Raw genomic sequence first — 16,116 nt, forward strand, 5'->3', positions numbered from 1 at the left:
GCGCTTGCTACAAATTCTCATGACATCCGGGAAAAGCCCGGGGCATGGGAGTTTGGGACATGGCCGAAGCCGATTTCGACGTTAATCAGCAGTTCGAGGCCGAACCGCGCGTTCACGATTACGTGGTCGACGCCGACGTTCACGTCACGCCTCCGCCGACCTTCTGGGCCGAATACCTCTCGCCGCAATTCCGCGATCTCGCGCCTAAGGTCGAGAGCGAAGGCGAGTTCGATTACATCGTCTTCGAAGGCCAGCGGCGCGCGGTGAACCTCATGGCCTCGCAGGCCGGCCGGACCTTCGACAAGTACAAGAACGCGGGCAAGCTCGCGGATCAGCGCTTGGGCGGCTGGATGGTCGACAAGCGGCTCGAGGACATGGATCGCGACGGCATCGACAAGGCCGTCTGCTTTGGCGGCGGGCCGCTCGGCACGGGCAATCTCGAGCTTTATCTGGACAGCTTCGACGCATTCAATCGCTGGCAGTCGGACTTCTGCGCCGATTCGAACGGCCGCATCTATGCCTGCGCCTATCTGACCACGGTCGACGTCGACCAGACGATCGCCGGGGTCAAGGCCGCCAAGGCGCGCGGCGACGTCGCGGTGAACCTGCCGGCCTTCCCGCAGTCGGTCAGCCAGTTCACCAAGGAAGGCGCGGTCTGGCAGGCGATGACCGGCGATCCTCAGGGCGCGCGTCAGTACCGCGATCCTGAATTTGACAAGCTCTGGGCGACCCTGGTCGATCTCGACATGCCGGTGACCTTCCACCTCGGCGCGCGCATCTCGCGCTTCAGGGACAAGACCAACTTTCTCTGCGATCTGCCGATGGGCAAGCCGGCGATGCTCGAGATGATCAACATCATGCTCTACTCGGGCGTGTTCGATCGCTTCCCGACCTTGCGCGTCGGCCTGATCGAGAGCGGTGTGGGTTGGATTCCCTGGGCCTGCGAATACATGGACCGAGCCTGGGAGATGCAGCGCCACTGGACCGAATGCGCGATCAAGCATCCGCCGAGCTTCTACTTCGACCAGAACGTCTACGCCTCGTTCATCGAGGATCCGGTCGGCGTCGAGCTGCGGCACAAGCCGGGCGCGAAGAACATCATGTGGTCATCGGACTATCCGCACTCGGAAACGACCTTCCCGCATTCGCACAAGGCGATCGCGCGGAATTTCCAGGGCGTGCCCAAGGACGAGATGGCCTGGATCCTCTCGGGCTGCGCCGAGAAGTTCTTCGGGTTGAAGTAGCTAGCCCCACCATCGCTCGCAGAAGCCGCGCACTTCGGCGTCGAGCTCGGCCTCTTCGGGGGTGCGGTTGCCGAAGGCGCCGTGGGCCGCGGCTTCGAGCACGTGCAGTTCGGCGGGCACGCCCGCCGTGCGCAGCTTGCGATGGAGCCGCACGGCGTTCGACAGGAAGACGTCGCGCGTGCCCGCGGTGAGCAAGGTCGGCGGGAAGCCCTTGGCATAGTCGCCGAACAGCGGCGAGACATAGGGATCGCTCAGGTCGCGTCCGGCGGCATAGAGCAGGTTCGCCTGCATCAGGCTGCCCATGCCGTCGATCCCGGCATTGGTGCGGAAGGTGTCGCCCGATTCGGTGAGGTCGATCTCGGGTGAGAGCAGCACGACCGCGGCGGGCAGGGGCAGGCCCTCGTCGCGCGCGCGGAGCACGAGCGCCGCGGCGAGATTGCCGCCCGCCGAGGCGCCGCCGACGATGATCTCGCGCGGATCGCGGTCGCGCAGCAGCCGGCGGTAGAAAGCCAGGCAGTCGTCGAGACCGATGGGGAACGGATGATCGGGCGGCATGCGGTAGTCCGGCGCGACCACGCGTGCGCGGACATAGGCAGCGGTGTTGATCGCCATGGCCTTGCAGACCTCGCCCGCGCCCATGATCAGGCCGCCGCCGTGGACGTCGAGGAAGACGCGTGGATCGGCCGGATCGACCCCGGCGGACAGAATCTCGAAGCCGCGCGCCGCGCCTTCGGCAATCTCGGTCACGGTGCCGTCGAACGCTCTCCCGCCGCCGAGGTGGACGGACATGATCATCGCGTCGCTCGCGGCGACGCGCTGGCGCCAGGCCTCGGCGTCGTCAAGCGCGGGATAGACGTTGGCGCCCTCGGGCGGGCGCGGCATCGCCAGCCAGGCCCGGGCTTCGGGGCTCAGATGCGCGGGGATCGGGATCTCGCGCGCGGCTATCCGCAGCGCGTCGGTTTCGCCTTCGGCCATCGTGTCTCTCCCTTATGTATTTGGCGGGAGCATCGCTGCAGACGGACTTGCGCGCAAGGCAAGTGCGTTTGCGCAGCACGAGATCGCCCGGACGGCGTGAAGTGACTAGGATGGACTTATGGTCTGGGATCTACGCCGCGCCTTGCTCGCCAAGGAGGAATTCGAATCCTCGCGTCTTACCGATTTCGAGTTCCGCGAGATGGTGCGCGCCGTCAGGCTGGTCGCGGCTGACCTCGCGGTCGAGGTGACGCCGGTGCTGCACGAACTGGCCGATCATGGCCTCGACGCGGCGCTGGGGCTGCTCGCGCAGGCGGCGGGGCGCGAAGCCGAGGTCGTCGAAACGCTATACCATCAGGCGCGGGCCGAAGCGCGACGCCAGCTCATCGCCGAGCGCGGCGATCCCACGCCCTACCGGCTCGGCTAGAACTCGCGGAGGATCTGCAGAAACGCGTCGCCATAGGCCTCCAGCTTGCGCGTGCCGACGCCGCCGATCGCGCCGAGTGCGCCCAGCGAGGTCGGCCGCACCGCCGCCATCTCGCGCAGGGTCGAATCGTGGAAGATGACGTAGGGCGGCACGCTCGCCTCCTGCGCCAGCGCTCGGCGCAGCTCGCGCAAGGCATCGAACAGCGGATCGCCGACCGGATTGACGCCGCCACCGCTGCCGCTGCGATCTCGCCGTCCGCGGCTTTCCTTCTTGGGCGGCAGTACGAGTTGCACGCTCGCCTCGCCCTTGAGGATCAGCCTCGCATCGCCGCCGAGCATCAGGCCGCCGTGCTCGGTCGGCAGCAGGCTGCCGCGGGCCTGGAGCGCGCGCGACAGCGGCTTGAGCAGGCGCACTTCGTCCCCGTCGACGATACCGAACACCGAGAGCTGGTCGTGCCCGCGCGTCAGCACGCGGTCGTCGGCCTGGCCGAGCAGGACCTTTTCGACATGGCCGAAGCCATAGGTCTGGCCCGTGCGGAATACGGCCGAGAGCAGCTTCTGCGCGGTGACCGTGGCGTCGATCACGCCTGGCGCGTCGAGGCAGTTGTCGCAATTGCCGCAGCGCGCGGGCGGGTCCTCGCCGAAGTGGCGGAGCAGGATCGCGCGGCGGCAGCTGCCGGTCTCGACCAGCACAGCCAGCGCATTCAGTCGCGCGTTCTCGCCCGCGCGGCGGCTTTCCTCGATCTCGGACAGGCGCGATCGGGCCTGGGCGAAATCGCCCGCGGCCCAGAACATCACGGCCTGGGCATCGTCGCCGTCGCGCCCGGCGCGGCCGGTCTCCTGGTAATAGGCCTCGATCGACTTGGGGATGCCTTCGTGCGCTACGAACCGCACGTCGGGCTTGTCGATGCCCATGCCGAAGGCGATCGTCGCGACGATCACCATGTCCTCGGAGGCGACGAAGGCGGCCTGGTTGCCCGCGCGGACCTGCGGCTCGAGGCCGGCGTGATAGGGCAGCACCGTCCGGCCGGTAGCGGCGGCGAGCTGCTCGGCCAGCTTCTCGGTCTTCGCGCGCGACGTGGTGTAGACGATGCCCGGGCCGGGCACGTCGGCCATGAGCTGGGCGATCTGACGGGCGACGCTCTCGCGGTGGCGAATCGTGTAGCGGATGTTGGGCCGGTCGAAGCCGGCGACGATCAGCCCTTCCTCGGGAATGCCGAGCTGCGCGAGGATGTCGGCGCGCGTATGGGCATCGGCCGTCGCAGTCAGCGCGAGCCGCGGCACCTCGGGGAAGGCGTCCATCAGCGGCCGTAGCAGGCGATAGTCGGGGCGGAAGTCGTGACCCCATTCGGAAACGCAATGCGCCTCGTCGATCGCGAAAAGGCAGATCGGCGCCTTGCTCAGCAGCTCGCGGAAATGCGGCTGGCTGGCGCGTTCGGGGGCGATGTAGAGCAGGTCGAGTTCGCCCGCGCGGAAGCGGTCGATCGTCTGTTCGCGGTCCATGTCGGCGCTGGTCAGCGTCGCGGCGCGGATGCCGTTGGCCGTGGCCGAGCGCAGCTGGTCGTGCATCAGCGCGATCAGCGGGCTGATGACCACGCAGGTGCCTTGCTGCATCACGGCGGGCAGCTGATAGGTCAGCGACTTGCCCGCGCCGGTGGGCATGACCGCCAGGGTCGATCGTCCCGCGAGAACGCGATCGACCACGTCCTCCTGCACGCCGCGGAAGGCGGAGAAGCCGAAAGTCGCGTGGAGCGCTTCGGCGGGATCGGTCAGGAGATCGGCGGACACGCGGCGCTTATGGCAGATTGGCGCGCGCTCGCAAACGGAAGGCCTGATCGTTCCAACAATGCCGGGTTCCGCGACCCTGGCGATGGGTTAGGCTCGGACAAAAGGTCCGGAGAGAGACATGAGCCATTTCGACTTCGACCCGGCCGCGACCGCGCCGCGCCAATATCCGCTTGAGGTCGCGCCCGATACCTTCTGCATCCGCGCGCTCACGCCTTCGGTCGGCGGGACCTGGACCAATCTCAACTCGATGGTGATCCGCGGCGCCGAGCCGGTCGTGGTCGATACCGGCATGGTCACGCACCGCGAGCAATGGTTCGAGGATGTCTTCTCGCTCGTGCCGGCCGACGAGTTGCGCTGGATCTTCGTGAGCCACATCGACACCGACCACGCCGGCAACCTCATCGAAGCGCTCGCGCGCTGCCCGAATGCCGCGATGATCACCAGCCGCGGAGAATCGTTCCGCGTCGCGGCCTCGCTCGGCGTGCCATTCGCGCGCATGCGCCTGGTCGACGAGGGCGAGTGCTTCGCCGTGGGTGATCGCGAACTCACGGCGCTGCGGCCGCCGGTCTACGACAGCCCCTACACCCGCGGGCTGTTCGACGAGTCCACGGGGGTCTACTATGCCTCGGACGCGTTCTGCGCACCGATCCCCGGCGCGCCGGTGGACTGGACCGACGAGATCGACCCCGATCTCTGGGCCGAAGGCCTCGCGCGGTTCCACCACGCCTCGCTCTGCCCCTGGGTCGCGCTGGTCGATCCGGCCAAATACCAGGCGGAGATCGACGCACTGGCACGGCGTGCGATCGGCACGATCGTCAGCGCGCATTCGCCCGTCATCCGCGGCGCTGCGGTGGCGCGGGCCTTCGAACTCCTGGCTCGCCTGCCCGCTGCGGCGGTGCCGGCCTAGACGATCGTATAGCTGGAGCCGGCCCGTGCCCGGGCGCATGCCGTGGTGCTCGCCGAACCGGCGCTGATGGACCGAAAAGGAGTTGCGCGATGGCTGGTTGGCTTCCCTCGCTGATCACCGAGACACCCGAGGCGGGCTTCGACCTGGCGATCAAGCTTGCGCGCATGGGCGTGAAGAAGACCCAGCCCTCGGACGAAGTGCGCGCTAGGTTGCGCGGGATCTACGAGATCGACGCCGGCGCGCTGATCGCCTCGTCGCAGGTCGTGGCGGTCAACTTCCAGACGATCGCCGCAGCCAACGGCTACTGGCGCTAGGCCGCAAGCGCGCGTCGGTCGCCGCGTAGCAGGCGTTCGGCGAGCGCGTCCCAGTCGGCGAAGCCCCATGCCTCGGGATCGGCCGCCCCGACGATCGAATCGTTCGCGAGATTGTCTTCGATGGTGACTTCCTCGGGCGCGATGAATGCACGGTCGCGCGTGGCATAGAAGGCCAGCACGCGCGGGCGCGAAGCGCGGCGCTTGTTCTCGAGCACCAGGGCCAGCCGGTTCGAACGGAGCTGCACAAGCATGCCGGCGGGGAACACGCCGATCGACTGCATGAACGTGAACAGTAGCGCCCGGTCGAAATGACCGTCCCAGGACCACATCGCCGTCAGCGCCTCGACCGGCGACCAGGCGTGCTTGTAGACGCGCTCCGAGGTCAACGCGTCGTAGACGTCGCAGACCGCGCCGAGCCGCGCGACCATCGAGATCGCCTCGGCGGGCAGGCCGAAGGGATAGCCGCTGCCGTCCATCTTCTCGTGGTGATGCCGGCAGACGTCGAGCGCGGCCTCGGGGATGTTCGGCGACTGCGACAGCACCTGATAGCCGTGCTCGGGATGGTTGCGCACCGCGAGGAACTCGGCGTCGGTGAGCTTGCCTTCCTTGTTCAGGATCGCGTCGTCCACACCCATCTTGCCCAAATCGTGGAGCAGGCCGGCCAGGCCATATTCGCGCGTCTCGGTCGCACCCTTGGCCATGTGTCGCGCGGCGTTGACCATCAAGGTGCAGACCGCGACCGAGTGCAGATAGGTGTACTCGTTCTTGCTCTTGAGGCGAAGTATCTCGAGCAGGGTGCGCGGGTTGCGATCGATCGTACCGACGACGTCGTCGACGATGGCCGTGACCTCGTCCATGCGCACCGCGCGGCCCAGCCGCACATCGGCGAAGGCTGTGCGCAGGACCTTCATCGAGCGTGCGACGAGCGCCTTGGCCTGCTGCTTGTCCGAGCGTTCGAGCGCCTTCTCGCGTTCGTCCCACTGCGCGCGGGCGCTGCGCTCGGGGCTGCGGAGACGCACGGGCGCCGACGGGGTTCCTGCCGGTGCGGGCCTTGCTTCGGCCTGGACTGCAGGCTCGATGCCGAGCGCGTCGTCGATCACGACGTAGGCGACGTTCGATCCCTGCACGCGGTCGAGGTCGTGCTGGGTTTCGAGCACGAATTTGGCGCGCCAGAAGGGATGGCTGAACCATGAGCCGCCGAAGCCGCAGACATACATGCCCAACCGCACGTCCTCGGGTCGTATCTGGCGCTGCATGGCGCTATCCCCTTGAAACCGCCTACTGTTCTTATTTTGAACGGTTAGGTCGATTGGGTGAACAAACGCCGCTAGGAACTTGGTTAACGATAGCCTTAAATATTTGGAAGATTTGAGAATTTCCGGTTCGGTTCACACGGCGGCGAACAGTCGTGCCAGGGTGCCGGTCAGATCCTCGCGCTGCCAGAAGGCGAGGAAGTTGGTCATCATCTGCAATTGCACGCGCGCGGTCTCGCTGGCGGTGATGCGCGGGTCGAGCGGACCGGTGCAGAGCGCGAGTTCGGGCACCTCGCGGCGCACGCGCGGCGGCGCGTCCATCAGCCAGCACAGCCCCATCATCGCCGTGTAGAGCAGCAGGTGCGTCCTGAGCTCGGCCCGGTCGACCGCGGGGCCGCCGGCCGCGGCATATTCGGCGACGAACAAGGCCAGCAACGCGTCGAGATGGTCGCGCCACATCCACAGCTCGGCACTCGACAGGCAGCCCCACAGCGTCATCGCGACGTGCATCTGGCCGACGCTACCCCAGTCGAGCAGGCCGCATTGCAGGTCGCCGCTTGCGTCGCGCCAGTACCAGCCATTGTCCGAATTGGCGTTCCAGTGGCACAGCGCGATCAGATCGGGCTCGGCGTGGAGGAAGCGCTTTATGGCGTCCTCGTGCGTCTGGAACAGTGCCGCGCCCTGGCCGAGGTCGGCGATGAATGCGGGTGTGCGGATCTCGGGCGGAAGGAGCTGCGGCAGCTCCTCGGCGAACTGAGCATAGCGCGCGACGCGGTTGGCGACCTGCTGCGGCGTATAGGGCAGGCGGTCGCTGGCCAGCGCCTTGGCGTGGTCAAAGGGGAATTCGGACGAAACGTATTCGGGCAGGCGCCCGCCCTTGTGGCTGCCCGCGAGTCGCGCCAAGGTGCCGATCAGCGCGCGGTAGTGTGCGAGCGGTTCTGGCATGACGTGGTCCATGCACTTCTCGTACTGCGGCTCGATTCCGTCCCGGCCGAAGGCTATGCGCTCGGTGATCAGCACGCCGGTGCCGCTCTCCGCCTGGTAGTCGGCGAAAAGGCAGCGCGGCACGGCCACGGGGAAATCCGGCATGCGCGACAGTGCGGCGAAGCGGATTTCGGGGCCCATGTGGAAGCGCGCGCCGTCCATCGAGGCATCGGCGAAATTGCGCGAGAACTTGACGAAAAGATCCTCGGCGAGATCGGCGCCTGGCTTTTCGTAGGTTACCGACAGCAGCGCCTTGGCGCCGGTGCCGCCTTGCGCGAAGCCCTGGCAACGGGTGATCGCGGTAACGCGATTGTCGGGTGCCAAGGAGCCCATCGCGTGGAACGCGCGCGTCAGCCATTCGGCCCCACCCTCGCGCAGCGTTTCGGCGTCGGCTGGAAGTGGCAGGCCCAGCGCGTCGCCGGTGGCCCAGCGCTCGGGTGATATGTCGGTTGGGAAAGCATCGTTCATGGCTGGCTTTGCCATGACAGAACCCCGGCCAGGGCGAAATAGGCGCGGCGCGATCCACATTTGCCCCGAGGGGAACGGCTTGCTCGGCGCGCGCGGTGCCGCCAAGGTTCATCGGCAACTATGGGACGAAACATGAGCGACAGACAGAAGGTGGCACTGGTGACCGGCGCAAGTTCGGGCATTGGCAAGGAGGTCGCCAAGGCGCTGGTAGCAAAGGGCTGGCGGGTCCTCGCTACAGGCCGCGATCGGGCGCGCATGGCCTCAGCCGAAGGCGAGATCGCAGCCGAAGCCCAGGCGGCAGCATCGAGATGCTGCGCGCCGATCTCTCTCTGATCGCCGAGGCCGACCGGCTGGCGCAGGACGTCGCCGCGCGCACCGATCGGCTCGACCTGCTCGTCAACAACGCGGGCGGCATGACCGACCGGCTCGAAATGACCGCCGAAGGCCTCGAAGCCAATTTCGCGGGCAATCACCTCGGGCCTTTCGCGCTGACGCAAGGGCTGGAGCCGTTGCTGCGCCAGACCGCGGCCGGGGCGCCGGCGGGATCGGTGCGCGTGGTCATGACCGCCTCGGATGCCAGCGAGATGGGCCTGCCGGTCGATTTCGACGACATGCAGAACCTCTCGCGGTTCAACCCGGGCCTGGCCTATTGCACGGGCAAGCTCGCCAACGTGCTGTTCGCGCGCGCCCTGGCTTCGCGGCTCGATGACACGGGTATCGTCGCCCACGCCATGGCGCCGGGCGCGACCGACACGCCGTTCTTCAGCAATGCCCCCGCGGAGACCCGCGCCCATACCGATAACCTGTCCAAGCTGACCGTCGCCGAGGGTGCGGACACGCTGATCTGGCTTGCGTTGGGCGAGGAAGCCGGACGCAGCAGCGGCGGGTACTGGGAAAAGCGCGCGCCGCGTGCCCCGCATCCGCAGGTCGACGATGCCGATGCGGTCGCGCGGTTCTGGCAGGAAAGCGAGCGGCTGGTGGACAGCGTGCGGGGTTAGCTTTCATCCTCCCCGTACCGGGGAGGATATCAATCCAAATTCGGTCGCAGCCAGCGTTCGGCGGTCTTGAGATCGACCCCGCGGCGCGTGGCGTAGTCCTCGAGCTGGTCCTGCCCGATCCGCGCGACGCCGAAATACTGGCTCTCGGGATGTGCGAAATAGAAGCCCGAGACCGCCGCGGTGGGCAGCATCGCATAGCTTTCGGTCAGCACCAGCCCGGCGTTCTCGCCCGCGTTGAGCAGGTCGAACAGGATCGGCTTGAGGCTGTGGTCGGGGCAGGCCGGATAGCCGGGCGCCGGGCGGATGCCGCGATACTGCTCCTTGATCAGCGCCTGGTTGTCGAGCTGCTCGCCCGGCGCATAGCCCCAGAGGTCGGTGCGGACGTGCTGGTGCAGGCGTTCGGCCATGGCTTCGGCGAAGCGGTCGGCCAGCGCCTTCAACAGGATGTCGTTGTAGTCGTCGTGGTTGGCGCGGAAGCGTTCGAGGTGCGGCTCGATGCCGTGGATGCCCACGGCGAAGCCGCCGATCCAGTCGCCGTCGTGGTCGATGAAGTCGGCGAGGCTGAAATTGGCGCGGTCGCGGCTCTTGCGGATCTGCTGGCGCAGGAAGGCCAGGTGGATCGGTGGTTGCGGTCCCTCGATATGGATCACCACGTCGTCTTCCACGCGCGCGCAGGGCCAGAAGCCGCAGACCGACTTGGCGGTCAGCCATTTCTCGGCGACGATCTGGTCGAGCATCGCCTGGGCGTCGGCGAAGAGATTGCGCGCGCTCTCGCCGACGATCTCGTCGTTGAGGATCGCCGGGTAGACCCCGGCCAGTTCCCAGGCGCGGAAGAACGGCGTCCAGTCGAAGGTGGCGCGCAGGTCGGCGAGATCCCATTCCTCGAACACGTGCACGCCCGGCTGCGCGGGCGGCGGCGCCTTCTCGCGCATGTCGGGCTTGAAGGCGTTGTCGCGCGCGTCGGTCAGGTTGAGCAGGATCGAGCCTTCCTTGCCCGCGCGGACGTCGCGGATGTGCTCGTACTCATCGGCCGTGGTCGTTACGAAACCGGCGGCCTGGGTGTCCGACAGCAGCTGCGAGGCGACGCCGACCGCGCGGCTGGCGTCGAGCACGTGGACCACCGGGCCTTCGTAAGCGACGTCGATGCGCAGCGCCGTGTGCACCTTGCTCGTCGTCGCGCCACCGATCAGCAGCGGGATCTTCATGTCGGCGCGCTGCATCTCTTCGGCGACGGTGACCATCTCGTCGAGCGAGGGCGTGATCAGCCCCGACAGGCCGATGATGTCGGCCTCGTTCTCGTTGGCCGCCTGGAGGATCTTCGACCAGGGCACCATGACGCCCAGATCGATCACCTCGTAGCCGTTGCACTGGAGCACGACGCCGACGATGTTCTTGCCGATGTCGTGGACGTCGCCCTTGACCGTGGCCATGATGATCCGGCCCTTGGCCTTGGCGCCCGCGACCTTCTCGGCCTCGATGAAGGGAAACAGGTAGGCGACCGCCTTCTTCATCACGCGCGCCGACTTGACCACTTGCGGCAGGAACATCTTGCCCGAGCCGAACAGGTCGCCGACGGTGTTCATGCCGTCCATCAGCGGGCCTTCGATCACCTCGATCGGCTTGCCGCCGCGGTCGAAGATCTCCTGGCGGGCGATCTCGGTGTCCTCGACGACATAGGTGTCGATGCCCTTGACCAGCGCGTGCTCGATCCGGCGCACGACGTCCCAGCCGCGCCATTCCTCGGCGGCCTTCTCGGTCTCGGCGTTCTTGCCCTTGAAGCTCTCGGCCAGCGCGATCAGCTTCTCGGTCGCGGTCTCCTCGCCCTCGGGCACGTCCTGGTTGCGGTTGAGGATCACGTCCTCGCATGCCTGGCGCAGCACGGGGTCGATCTGGTCGTAGATGTCGAGCTGGCCGGCGTTGACGATCGCCATGTCGAGCCCGGCCGGGATCGCGTGGTAGAGGAAGACCGAATGCATCGCGCGGCGCACGGTCTCGTTGCCGCGGAACGAGAAGCTGAGGTTGGAAAGCCCGCCCGAGAAGTGGACGTGCGGGCAGCGAACCCGGATTTCCTTCACCGCCTCGATGAAGTCGACGCCGTAATTGTTGTGCTCCTCGATGCCCGTGGCGACCGCGAAGACGTTGGGATCGAAGATGATGTCCTCGGGCGGAAAGCCGATGCCCGTGAGCAGCTTGTAGGCGCGCTCGCAGATCTCGACCTTGCGCTCCTTGGTGTCGGCCTGGCCGGTCTCGTCGAAGGCCATGACCACCACGGCGGCGCCATAGGCCATGCACTTGCGCGCGTGCTCGAGGAACTGGTCCTCGCCTTCCTTCATCGAGATCGAATTGACGATCGGCTTGCCCGAAACGCATTTCAGGCCTTCCTCGATGACGTGCCACTTCGAGCTGTCGATCATTACCGGCACCCGCGCGATGTCGGGTTCGGCGGCGATCAGCTTGAGGAAGGTGGTCATGGCGACGACCGCGTCGAGCAGGCCTTCGTCCATGTTGACGTCGATCACCTGCGCGCCGTTTTCGACCTGCTGGCGCGCGACGTCGACCGCCTTGGCATAGTCGCCCGCGAGGATCAGCTTCTTGAACGCCGCCGATCCGGTGACGTTGGTGCGCTCGCCGATATTGACGAAACGGGTCGAGGAAAGGGTTTCGGTCATGCCTGGTCCAGGGAAGAGGGGTCGAGGGGGCGGGCCAGCACACGATCGTCGTAGAGCTTGCCGCCGACATTGAATTGCCGCGTGCCGAGATCGAGGAAGCCCTGCTTGCGGTAGAATGCCAAGGCACGCGCATTGTTCGCATAGACGCCGAGCAGAAGGCGGCGATAGCCTGTCGTCGCGTTCACCGCAGCCGTCATCAGCGCGCCGCCCAACCCCGAGCCGTGGAAGCGCGACAGCGTGTAAATGCGCTTGAGTTCGATATCCCCGTCGCGCGCGGCATCGAGATCGGGCTTGCCAAGCAGGGCGAAGCCGACGGGTGCGCCGCCGGTTTCGGCCTCGGCGAGCCAGGCGCGCGCGCCGTCCGCCAGATAGGCGGCATATCGGGCACCGCTATGCTGCGCAGCGCAATGGCCGACGATCGCTTCGCGGTCGAGAATGCCGGCGAAGGTCTCGAGAAAGGTTGCCGCGCCGATCAGCGCCAGCGTCTCCACGTCGGCCGGCCCGGCCTCGCGCAGCCGCCATGTAATCGTCGCGGTCATGGCTTTACGCCGCCATCACGAAAGGTTCGAGCCCCGCGAGGCGTGTCACCGGCTCGAGCACCGGCACCGCCCGTGGCTTGGCGCTGGCCACGGCGCGGGCGATCGCCGCGATGTGCTCGGGCGTGGTGCCGCAGCAGCCGCCGACCGCATTGACCAGTCCGCCGTCGATCCAGTCACCGATCAAGGTCGCGGTCTTCTCGGGCAGTTCGTCGTACTGGCCCAGCTCGTTGGGCAGGCCGGCGTTGGGATAGGCGAGGATCAGCGTGTCCGAGGTCTTGGCCAGCTCGGTCAGATAGGGGCGCATCAGGTCGGCGCCGAAAGCGCAGTTGGCACCGATGGTCAGCGGCTTCAGGTGCCGCAGCGCATACCAGAAGGCGGTGATCGTGTGGCCCGAGAGGTTGCGCCCGCTCATGTCGGTGATCGTGAAAGAGGCCATCAGCGGCACTTCTCGGCCCGATGCCGCCTCGGCTTCGCGCGCGGCCATGCCCGCGGCCTTGGCGTTCAAGGTGTCGAAGCAGGTCTCGATCAGCAGAAAGTCGACCCCGCCGGCGATCAGCGCGTCGCACTGTTCGCGATATTCGGCCTTGAGGCCGTCGTAGTCGACCTCGCGGAAGCCCGGATCGTTGACGTCGGGCGAGAGCGACAGCGTCTTGTTGGTCGGGCCGATCGAACCCGCGACGAAGCGGCGGCGGCCGTCCTTGGCCTGGGCTTCCTCGGCGGCCTCGCGCGCCAGCTTGGCGGCGGCGACGTTGATCTCCCAGACCAGGTGCTCGCAGCCGTAGTCGGCCATGGCGATCTTGGTGCTCGAGAAGGTGTTCGTCTCGACCATGTCGGCACCGGCCTCGAAATAGGCGGTGTGGATGCCCTTGATGATGTCCGGCCGCGTCAGGCAGAGCAGGTCGTTGTTGCCCTTCTGGTCCATCGGCAGGTCCAGGGTGCCGCGATAGTCGGCCTCCTCAAGCTTGAACTTCTGGATCGAGGTGCCGTAGCCGCCGTCGAACACGAGCACGCGTTCGGCCGCGGCTTTGCGGAAGTCCTGTTCGGCGCTCATGCGCTTTTCTCCTGGGGCCGCACGCCGAGCAGGTGGCAGATGGCATAGGCCAGCTCGGCGCGGTTCAAGGTGTAGAAATGGAACTGGCGGACGCCGCCGGCATAGAGCCGGCGCGAGAGTTCGGCTGCGAGCGTCGCGGATACGAGCTGACGCGCGGCCGGGCGATCGTCGAGGCCTTCGAACAGGCGCTCCATCCAGCCGGGGACATCGGTGCCGCACATGCCCGACATGCGCACGACGGAGGCATAGTTCATCACCGGCATGATGCCGGGCACGATCTCGGCCTCGATCCCCGCCTTCGCGGCATCGTCGCGGAAGCGGAAGAAGGTGTCGGGTTCGAAGAAGAACTGCGTGATCGCGCGCGTCGCGCCGTTGTCGATCTTGCGCTTGAGGTTGTCGAGATCGGCCGCGGCGTGCGGCGAATCCGGGTGGCACTCGGGATAGGCGGCGACCGAGATCTCGAAGGGGTGCAGCCTGGTCAGCCCGGCGACGAGGTCGGCGGCGTTCTCGTAACCGCCTGGATGGGTCGCGTACTTCTCACCCGCGGTCGGCGGATCGCCCCGCAGCGCGACGATGTGGCGCACGCCCGCGTTCCAGTAATCGTCGGCGATACGGTCGATCTCGTCCTTGGTCGCGGCGACGCAGGTCACATGGGCGGCGGCCGGGATCGCGGTCTCGCGGGCGATCCGCGCGACGGTGTTGTGCGTGCGTTCGCGCGTCGAGCCGCCGGCGCCATAGGTCACCGAGACGAAGCGCGGATTGAGCGGCGAGAGCGTCTCGATCGACTCCCACAAGGTCTCTTCCATCTTCTCGGTCTTGGGCGGGAAGAATTCGAAGGACACGTCGATGTCGCCCGCAACGTCGGCGAACAGCGGTGTGGCGTGGGCGCGATAGTTTTCGACGGCCGGTAGGGTGCTCATCGGGCGACGGCCTTTGTCTCGGAATTCATGTCGGGGCTCCTGCGCGTATCCTGGCGCGCCGTCCAGATTTTTACCGTCAGCGGCGTGCCGGGCAGTGCGATCGCAGGCTCGGGCTGGAGCCCGGCGTCGCTCAGCAGCGCCAGCATCTGCTCGTCGGAGAAGCCGAGGCGGGCATGGGCATGCCGCTCGCGCAGCTCTTCGCGATCATGCGCGGCGAAGTCGACTACGGCGATGCGCCCGCCGGGTCGCGCGACGCGCGCCGCTTCGGCCAGCGCGCCTTCGGGCTCGAGCGCATAGTGCAGCACCTGGTGGAACAGCACCGTGTCGAAGCTGGCGTCGGCGAAAGGCAGGGCGGCGAATTCGCCCTGGACCAGCGAGACCTGCTCGGCCGGGATGTTTTGCAGCCGGGCGCGGGCGATGCGCAGCATCTCGGGACTCTTGTCGAGCCCGGTGACGTGGCTGGCGCGCGGCGCGAAGAGTTCGGCCATGCGGCCCGTGCCCGTGCCGATGTCGAGCAGCTCGCCGAGATTGCCCCCATCGCTCATGGCGCCGAGCGCGCGTGCCAGCGCGGCCTCGACCGGGCCGTCGGGCGAATGCAGCGAGCGGAGCGTGTCCCACTCCTCGGCATGGCGCGCGAAATAGGCTTCGGCGCTGGTCTCGCGTGAGGCGCGGATCGCTGCGAGGTGGCGGCGGTCCTCGCCGCAGCGCGCGGCGAAGCCGGCATCGTCACGCTCGGCCGCGGCGAGCAGTCCCGCCGCAGCAGCGCCCAACGGGGGTGCGCGATGTTCGCCGATGGCGCTGCGCAGGAACACCCAGGAGCCTTCCTTGCGCCGCTCGGCCAGACCCGCGTCGCAGAGAATGCGCACGTGGCGCGAGACGCGCGGCTGGCTTTGCCCTAGAACCTGGGCAAGCTCTCCCACCGCCAGCTCCATGGCGCTGAGCAGGCGCATGATGCGCAGTCGCGTCGGGTCTGCCAGCGCGCGAAGGAGGGGATCGATCTTCATTGCGAGTATCATATAAAGAAATCTTTATATGACTTCAACCCGGCCGATTTAGGTAGAACTACGTGGCGTGGGGGCTTCTACCGGGAACCATTGCCGTTTGCGATGTATTGGAGGCTCGACTAGTGTCCGCCCCCGCAGGGGGGCGGTTTTCCACGGATCGTGGCCGCACTGCGTCACGCCAGTCGAAAAGGGATTAGCATGAATAAGATCGCTTACGCCGCATTCGCTTCCGTCGCCGCGCTGGCGCTGTCGGCCTGCGGCAGCTCGGACAAGGCCAGCGAGGCGGCCCAGGCCGAGAACGTCGAGATGCCTGCCGAGGAAGCGGTGAACGCTGCCGATGCCGGCGCGACCCCGGTGGCTGACGCTTCGGAAGCGGCCGGCGATGCCGCCGCCGCGGCCTCTGAGGCTGGCGCTGCTGCCTCGGGCGCGGCCGAAGCCGCCACCACGGCGGCCGAGAAGAAGACCGAAGCCGAGAAGAAGTAAGCCGTCAGGCTAGCGCTTCGCCTCGGCAGAGAGCGGACACGAAGCCCTCCCCGACGGGAGGGCTTTTTGTTTGCATGCGGTTGGGGGAGGCGGCAT

The 16,116-nt window shown here is 67.2% G+C and carries 16 protein-coding genes; 7 read left to right on the forward strand and 9 right to left on the reverse strand.

The genetic code is table 11. The features are described 5' to 3' along the window. The first annotated feature begins 59 nt into the window (after positions 1-59). Positions 60-1,244, forward strand: a complete 1,185-nt coding sequence (locus WG901_RS11730; RefSeq protein WP_339587249.1) for an amidohydrolase family protein — start codon at positions 60-62, stop codon at positions 1,242-1,244. Here WG901_RS11730 and WG901_RS11735 read toward each other — a convergent pair whose 3' ends face one another. Further along, a complete protein-coding gene (locus WG901_RS11735) occupies positions 1,245-2,219 on the reverse strand; it encodes an alpha/beta hydrolase (RefSeq protein WP_339587250.1) in 975 nt (324 codons plus the stop codon). A gap of 118 nt (positions 2,220-2,337) precedes the next feature. On the opposite strand from WG901_RS11735, the gene WG901_RS11740 reads away from it, so the two are divergent. After that, positions 2,338-2,643: a hypothetical protein gene (locus WG901_RS11740; protein ID WP_339587251.1), complete on the forward strand. Its 306-nt coding sequence runs from the start codon at positions 2,338-2,340 to the stop codon at positions 2,641-2,643. Here the strand turns inward: WG901_RS11740 and recQ are convergent. Next, a complete protein-coding gene (gene recQ / locus WG901_RS11745) occupies positions 2,640-4,430 on the reverse strand; it encodes a DNA helicase RecQ (protein ID WP_339587252.1) in 1,791 nt (596 codons plus the stop codon). The genes WG901_RS11740 and recQ overlap by 4 nt on opposite strands. Before the next feature lie 118 nt (positions 4,431-4,548). Between recQ and WG901_RS11750 the strand changes: the two genes are divergently transcribed. Beyond that, complete coding sequence (locus WG901_RS11750; protein ID WP_339587253.1) at positions 4,549-5,337, forward strand: oxygen-binding di-iron domain-containing protein; 789 nt, start codon at positions 4,549-4,551, stop codon at positions 5,335-5,337. Between the two features lie 89 nt (positions 5,338-5,426). Beyond that, entirely contained in the window at positions 5,427-5,651 is a 225-nt protein-coding gene (locus WG901_RS11755) for a hexameric tyrosine-coordinated heme protein (protein WP_339587254.1), read from the forward strand. Here the strand turns inward: WG901_RS11755 and WG901_RS11760 are convergent. Together WG901_RS11760 and WG901_RS11765 are read right to left on the reverse strand one after the other, a co-directional pair. Then, a complete protein-coding gene (locus WG901_RS11760) occupies positions 5,648-6,907 on the reverse strand; it encodes an HD-GYP domain-containing protein (RefSeq protein ID WP_339587255.1) in 1,260 nt (419 codons plus the stop codon). The genes WG901_RS11755 and WG901_RS11760 overlap by 4 nt on opposite strands. Before the next feature lie 132 nt (positions 6,908-7,039). Then, positions 7,040-8,356: a hypothetical protein gene (locus WG901_RS11765; RefSeq protein WP_339587256.1), complete on the reverse strand. Its 1,317-nt coding sequence runs from the start codon at positions 8,354-8,356 to the stop codon at positions 7,040-7,042. A 132-nt stretch (positions 8,357-8,488) separates the two neighbouring features. Between WG901_RS11765 and WG901_RS11770 the strand changes: the two genes are divergently transcribed. Beyond that, positions 8,489-8,689 carry an SDR family NAD(P)-dependent oxidoreductase gene (locus WG901_RS11770; RefSeq protein ID WP_339587257.1) on the forward strand — a complete coding sequence of 67 codons (201 nt, stop codon included), beginning with the start codon at positions 8,489-8,491 and terminating at the stop codon, positions 8,687-8,689. Next, positions 8,665-9,354, forward strand: a complete 690-nt coding sequence (locus WG901_RS11775; RefSeq protein ID WP_339587258.1) for an SDR family NAD(P)-dependent oxidoreductase — start codon at positions 8,665-8,667, stop codon at positions 9,352-9,354. The genes WG901_RS11770 and WG901_RS11775 overlap by 25 nt, the downstream gene beginning before the upstream one ends. A 29-nt stretch (positions 9,355-9,383) precedes the next feature. On the opposite strand, the gene metH is transcribed toward WG901_RS11775, so the two are convergent. From metH to WG901_RS11800, 5 genes are read right to left on the reverse strand one after another with little or no spacing between them, the layout of a single operon-like run. Continuing rightward, positions 9,384-12,023: a methionine synthase gene (gene metH, locus WG901_RS11780; protein WP_339587259.1), complete on the reverse strand. Its 2,640-nt coding sequence runs from the start codon at positions 12,021-12,023 to the stop codon at positions 9,384-9,386. Continuing rightward, positions 12,020-12,562: a GNAT family N-acetyltransferase gene (locus WG901_RS11785; protein ID WP_339587260.1), complete on the reverse strand. Its 543-nt coding sequence runs from the start codon at positions 12,560-12,562 to the stop codon at positions 12,020-12,022. Before WG901_RS11785 ends, metH begins: the two co-directional genes overlap by 4 nt. Before the next feature lie 4 nt (positions 12,563-12,566). Then, positions 12,567-13,613, reverse strand: coding sequence for a homocysteine S-methyltransferase family protein (locus WG901_RS11790; RefSeq protein WP_339587261.1), 1,047 nt, complete (start codon positions 13,611-13,613; stop codon positions 12,567-12,569). After that, on the reverse strand, positions 13,610-14,533 hold the full coding sequence (gene metF, locus WG901_RS11795; protein ID WP_339587262.1) for a methylenetetrahydrofolate reductase: 924 nt from the start codon (positions 14,531-14,533) through the stop codon (positions 13,610-13,612). The genes WG901_RS11790 and metF overlap by 4 nt, the downstream gene beginning before the upstream one ends. Beyond that, positions 14,530-15,537 (reverse strand): ArsR/SmtB family transcription factor, encoded by a 1,008-nt coding sequence (locus tag WG901_RS11800; RefSeq protein ID WP_339587263.1) that lies wholly within the window; start codon positions 15,535-15,537, stop codon positions 14,530-14,532. The genes metF and WG901_RS11800 overlap by 4 nt, the downstream gene beginning before the upstream one ends. A gap of 198 nt (positions 15,538-15,735) precedes the next feature. On the opposite strand from WG901_RS11800, the gene WG901_RS11805 reads away from it, so the two are divergent. Beyond that, the gene (locus tag WG901_RS11805) at positions 15,736-16,020 is read left to right on the forward strand and encodes a hypothetical protein (RefSeq protein WP_339587264.1); all 285 of its coding nucleotides are present in this window, start codon (positions 15,736-15,738) and stop codon (positions 16,018-16,020) included. Positions 16,021-16,116: the final 96 nt, after the last annotated feature.

Origin of the sequence: Novosphingobium anseongense, from assembly GCF_037482895.1 — a bacterium.
In the GTDB taxonomy this organism is placed as follows: domain Bacteria; phylum Pseudomonadota; class Alphaproteobacteria; order Sphingomonadales; family Sphingomonadaceae; genus Novosphingobium; species Novosphingobium anseongense.